The sequence below is a fragment of the bacterium genome (assembly GCA_021158245.1).
Lineage (GTDB): Bacteria > Zhuqueibacterota > QNDG01 > QNDG01 > QNDG01 > QNDG01.
The window spans coordinates 1-6,125 of the sequence record JAGGVB010000110.1 but is presented as its reverse complement, the minus strand read 5'-3'; the positions used below and the strand labels follow the sequence as shown (position 1 = coordinate 6,125).

Here is a 6,125-nt window from a genome sequence, read left to right as displayed (position 1 = left end):
TCCATTCCAGTGTTTTAAAACGAAACAGGGATTTATTACAGGCCTTTTTTCAGATGCTTGTATCGAAAATGAAGCAGTCTCCTTCGATCCATCAAATACAAATGCTCTTTGAGCCTTGTCATAGCCCATTGATTTTATGCCTTTGACATCATTTACTTCAGGAGGATTCTTCCAGGATTTAGCAATTGGAATTACATTTAAAATACCTTGTTCTGTAAATCCATACATGACCATACTGCCTGCTTGCGGAGACGAGTCATTTGCACCAAGAGCAAAATGGGTAACTCTGTCTTTATCTACAGCAAACCTTCCGTCTGACGGCACAAAATGCATAGGCCAGTGATTCCATGGCCCTGCAAAAGGATCATCCGTATATTTGGACTGCTCATTTTCTCCCCAGGGATGTATTGTCCCACCCTGGAACACGACAAATATTTTATATTTTGATTTAGAATTTAACAGTTCAATAGTTGCGTCTTTTATTGAAATTTTGGGAATTTTATTGGGCTTTTTCCAAAGCAATTTTTCAACATCCCCATTTGTATTTGCAACAGTCGAAGCTTGAAGGTTCACTACATCCAGAGGTGTCTCACCCGGATTTGTTAAAAACTGAATATCCTCAAACCCCGGTTGGTTATATCCCTTTTCCCACAAAACTTTTCGAACACCAATCCCATCCGGATATATTGTTTGAATTTCATCAGTCCAGTTCCGTTTATCATTACATACATATCCTACATCCACACAAGGGTATCTCCAATGAAGAACAATTCTTGCCGGAGTATTTTCAATTATACTTACGCGGCAATGTCGAACCTGTTTATCTGCCATATGTTCGGAGCAGCCATGGGGTCCCCACGTTTCAGAACTCTGGTCGGACATCCAGCGATTTTGATCAGTTATCCAGTTTGCTGCATAGTTGGTACCGTGCCAGTAGATAACACTTGTGGGCATATTGTCGAACTTCACAACAACATCCGCATAATCACTCAACCGCCACATATTGTCCCACACTTCCTGAAATTTCAATGTTTTGTAATATGCACCAAATTTTTGGGCAGCACTGTTCTCTCCTGGTAAAACTCCTTTTGCAATTGGAGTTGTATCATTTTTCGGAAAATAAGTTGTATAGAGATTATTTATTTCATTTCCAGACAAAGTCTTATTAAAAATTCTCACTTCATCAATCACTCCCTGTATCCCGAAAATAAACGGAATATTCTGAGGAAAATCACGCACATAATCAGAGCATCTGGCTTTTTCTGTATTCAGGCCAATTTTGGTTACAGTATCTATCAAATTAAGCTTACCATTAAATTTACAGGAAGCAGTTACTTTGTCATTTTGATATAACTTAATCTTCCCTTTACCTGCTGTAACTGAGAAATGCTGCCATTTATATAGAGGAATTTTTTCTTTAGATTTAATTTCAGTTCCATTCAGCCTGAAAAAAGGATATCCATACGGATCAACACCCAGATAATATCCTTGTTTCCCAAAACCCTGGGACTGATGTATTAACGGTGCATCGTTATACGGATAGACATCCAGGGCAGCCCAAAGATCGATACTCATTTCATCTTTCATATTGTCCTTCTTACTCGGCATCTCTATTCCTGTATAGTATCCGTCAAAAACTAATGCTGTTCCTGAAATTCCTTTTTTGAAAGATACATACAGTCCTTCTACTCTGCTGTCTTCATCGTCAATATTCTCCAAAACGTACTTTGGGCTGCTGTTAATACCGTCATCAAAAGTCCAATAGTGAATTGGCTCCGGTAATCCTGCCAGATCAATTATAGGATTACCAAACTTATTAACCTTCTCATTCTTTTCATCTTCATCCCATACATTCTCTTCCCTTTTACGTCCCCAGTTAACTCTGCCCTGCTCGATCCCATCTTCTCTTAACCAGATAGTCTGGCGGATCTTTCTGTTCGGATCTGCCCAGTCAGATGCAAGAGTGTTCCTTGCATCTTTTACTACTCTCTCAACTCTTCCATCCGGATAAATTGTGTATATTTCATGAACAACATCTGTAAACCCGTTTATAGTTAATGGATCTGTTTCTGCATTGCCTTTTTCAATGACTTTAATATCAGGCATATAGCGCCAGTGTACAACAATTTTTTCAGGTGTATTCTCTATAAGTCTTACATAACTGTAGTCAAATTGGTAATCCTTATCTTTTTCAGGGAAAAGATCATCCACAAGAAATGCGCCTTTTCTGGTACGCCATAAAGGCTGATAAAGTGTTCTGCGAGTGAACTCCAGCTGTTTACCCTTACCCATAACAACAATAATATCCGCATAATCACTCATGTAATCTTTCGCAGAATACTGAATTTTGGTATAATAGGCATAAAAATCATTCTTTGCAAAAGCTGACAAATTTACAACTGACAACATCAATGCAATAATCAATTGAAGTAAAAAATTCTTTTTCATGTTAAGCTCCTTTCAATAATTCATTTTTTATGATTTAAATCTCTATTTGTTCAGCACTCTCCATCTTAATCCACAGTACCATCATAGCATGGCCGTCCGTATCCCATACACATCCATAACGCAGAATTCTGCCAGGATGAAGACATTATCAAAACTAAAATAAACCATGAATCCTTTCCATCTTAAAATAGAAACCATTCAAATCAAAAAGCTAAAAAACGATAATCTTTAAAATGTTTTAAATATATTATCTCCTTTTAATTTTTTTGTAAGAACATGACATATTTGTCATTCTCCGAAACGGGGATTTACAATATTATTGTACATAGAACCAAAAGTATATTCAAACCCAACACCTCCCCAAAAAGAGTACTGGGTTTCAAGCTCCCGCCTCTGTAAAAGAATCTCTTCAATGGAAATATCCTCTTTCGGAATAGAAATCTGATCATGAATTCGTGAATATCCACCGTGTGCAAACAGAGAAAATCCTTTAAAGAGGCGTACTGACAAATCCATTTTCAAATCAACATGATACTTGCTTAAATCATGAAAAAACTGAGAGCCCTGTACATAAACCTGTGAATTCCCCCAGGGCTGTTTTAAATCAAGGGTTATACGGAGAGATTGCTGAATGAGATTTTCTTTAAATTTATTGTAGATCGTCTCGTTCCTGTACCATACTTTTTCATATCCAATGTTGTAAAGAAATCTAAGCTCTTTACGCGTAGATTCTGAATATGGGAAAATGTTAAACTCAAGTGCCGGGGACAACTCCAGTTTGTTTTTTAAGTTACGGTATGTTGATGCTCCGGCATCCATAACAACGCCTGCAGACCAGTGTCTGCCAATGCTTTTCACAATTAGAGCTTCAATACTCCAGGATCTTGAAATACTAATAATCGGATCCTGTTCTTCCTTAATTATAAACTTGTTTTCATCATATGAATACCCCCAGGATGATCGGATTTTCCAAGCCTCTGTTATTCTTTGAGCCCGGATCCCTGCGTTATATGAAAATGATTTTGAACTCTTCTCGCCGTTTATGAAACCACTTAAATTTGTTCTAAAAACCCAATAATTCCACTTATCAATCAGTGCATAAGACTCTTTCTGATCTTTATAGTTTATTGAAATATTGTCAATCTGAGAAGTCTTGGCTACATATGGCATCAATCCGATTTTAAGGATTTTTACAATTCTGATTCTGAAGTCATCTTCAGTATCTGTTTGTTTACTGTAAAATAAAAGAGTGTCATTCTTCCCTTCAAATTGTTTTTCGCCAATAAATATGGAAGAACACTCCCTGCCTCCGCTGCCGGTTTCACGGCTGGTAATCAATATGTGTACATCCGCCTCTTTATAGTCGTTCACATAATTGACAAATGGAATTTCTTCACGTATAAAATCAAAGTCACAATACTCACAATCAATAAAAATTTTCAGAGCGCTTTTGTTTTTTTCATTTTCTTGACCAATAGATAATGTATTACAGAGCAGAAGGATCATGATGATCCCGATAAATTGAAGTCTCATAAATATCCTGTCATATGTTATGCATTATGCAAAATTTAAAACACTGTTATTAATCAGAGTTCCTTTCCCATGGTTTCAGAATGACTTTGCCGCACTGACGTGTCAGTTGCAGTTCAAATGCTTCATTAACACGACTCATGGGAAATGTATGTGTAATCAACTTTTCGATAATATCTTTATGATCTCTGACAATACGGAACAATTCGGGAATGTATTTTAAATTATAGTGCCAGACACCATGAAGAGTAAGGCCATTGCGTATGAGATCATCGCTGATATTTATATTAAGAAATCCTGACTCGCCTACAAAACTTACCTGACCAAGTCGCTTTGTGGCATCAAGACATAATCTCTGTGATGATTTGTTCCCTGCACAGTCAATTGCTGCATCTGCACCATTACCTTCTGTAAAATCAATAATATTATTAAGGATGTCAGGATCATGATAATCAAATACTACAGCAGCACCCAGAGATTTTGCAAGATCAGCCCGATACTTGTGATGGGTAACTGCAATAACTCTGCATCCCCGGGAAACACCATTAATTACACCGCCAAGACCGACCGGACCCATTCCTGTAATCAGGACTGTATCTGAAGATGATACTTTCATAAGTTCCATAGCACCGAAAGTCGGGCCCAGACCACAACAAAGCATGGATGCATGATCACAGGAAATGCCATCTGGTATCTTCGGAAGAAGCCAGGCCGGTTTAAGCAAATACTGCGCATAAGTAGATTTACCTTCAGGAGACCCGGTAAATCGGTCAAAATCATAATTATGCTCACAATGGATATAATCGCCACTCTGACATAATGAACAGGATCCGCATGGATACTGAGGCATCACTACTACACGGTCGCCAGGCTTGACAGAACATGGTGTTGCAGTTTCTGTTACTATTCCGGCAGCTTCATGTCCCAGAAAATCATTTTTTATGCCATCTCGGTAATCCTTGTACTCAGTACACATTGGTGCAGACATAATTTTAACAAGAGCCCAGTCTTTTACTGCTTTTGGAACAGGAACTTCTTTTAGTGCAACTTCTCTTTTTGCAGTTATTATTGCCTTTTTCATTGTTTCAGTTCTCATGTCTTTCCATCCAGTAGAATCTTCGACTTATTTACCATAGAGAACATTGGTCAATAGGATCAAAATCATCATTTAATGCAATTTTCTGGGAAAATTTACTATTATTTCATCCAGACTGGTTTTTTTGTGAATATTTTTCGTATTCGCTCCATATCAAACTTCTCTGTACGATCATAATAATAAATTCCATTCTGCTCCTGCTCAATATCAGTTAACTGTGTATAGCAAAAGCCTGAGATGTAATCAAAACTCAAAAGAACATCTGTTAATGCTTCCAGCCTTGTGTAAAACTCTTCAAGGATTTTCGGATTATCACCATATCCCCACGATTCACCAGCATTGTCCCTTATTTCCCGAGGCGCCCATTTGATGCCTCCATATTCATCTACAATATATGGCTGCCCTTCATAAATTGTATCTTTAGAAGGCTGGTCACGGTGAATCCCCTTTACAGGATCCAGTACCAGTATATCATGCAATTTCTCTGCAGACTGAGCATAACTATGTACAGTCCAAATATCTGTAAGTACATGGACATGTCCGCTGGCATCATTTACAGGTCTTGTAGGATCAATACTCTTTGTAAGCAAAACCAGGTCTCTGAGCAGCCGATTATGCTGTTCTCTGATAAACAGATTCCAGTTCCTCGGGTCAATATCCCGTTCCAGATAAGTCCAGCCCGATTCATTGAAAATCGTCCAGGAAATAATTGAGGGATGATTACGGTCCCTCTCAATTATCTCACGCCATTCACTTAAATAATTACGAGCTGCAGCAGGATCCGCTTTCTTAATCCCCCAACTTGCAGATTCTCCCCATGTTAAAAATCCCAGATGATCGGCCCAGTAATGGAACCTTGGATCAAAAACTTTCTGATGCAGGCGCGCTCCATTGAAGCCTGCATTCTTTGCAAGCTCAATATCCTTTTTAATAGCCTCATCTGTAGGTGCAGTCCATATTCCATCCGGATAAAATCCCTGATCTAAAACAAAACGCAGGAATACAGGTTTATTATTTAAATAAAGTCTGTTTCCTTCAATATATATTTTCC

At 38.1% G+C, this 6,125-nt stretch carries 4 protein-coding genes; all 4 read right to left on the bottom strand.

Going from position 1 to position 6,125, the window contains the following annotated elements; genetic code table 11:
• On the bottom strand, window positions 1-2,448 hold a 2,448-nt coding region (locus J7K93_06455), incomplete at its 3' end, for a LamG domain-containing protein (protein MCD6116635.1).
• Window positions 2,449-2,736: 288 nt separating this feature from the next.
• Window positions 2,737-3,981, bottom strand: coding sequence for a hypothetical protein (locus J7K93_06450; protein ID MCD6116634.1), 1,245 nt, complete (start codon window positions 3,979-3,981; stop codon window positions 2,737-2,739).
• A gap of 49 nt (window positions 3,982-4,030) precedes the next feature.
• Complete coding sequence (locus J7K93_06445; GenBank protein MCD6116633.1) at window positions 4,031-5,074, bottom strand: zinc-binding dehydrogenase; 1,044 nt, start codon at window positions 5,072-5,074, stop codon at window positions 4,031-4,033.
• A gap of 101 nt (window positions 5,075-5,175) precedes the next feature.
• On the bottom strand, window positions 5,176-6,125 hold a 950-nt coding region (locus J7K93_06440; GenBank protein MCD6116632.1), incomplete at its 5' end, for a beta-glucuronidase.

Coding starts and splice junctions, on each gene's coding strand:
- J7K93_06450 (MCD6116634.1), bottom strand. CDS start 3,981: ATGAGACTTCAATTTATCGGGATCATCATGATCCTTCTGCTCTGTAAT.
- J7K93_06445 (MCD6116633.1), bottom strand. CDS start 5,074: ATGAGAACTGAAACAATGAAAAAGGCAATAATAACTGCAAAAAGAGAA.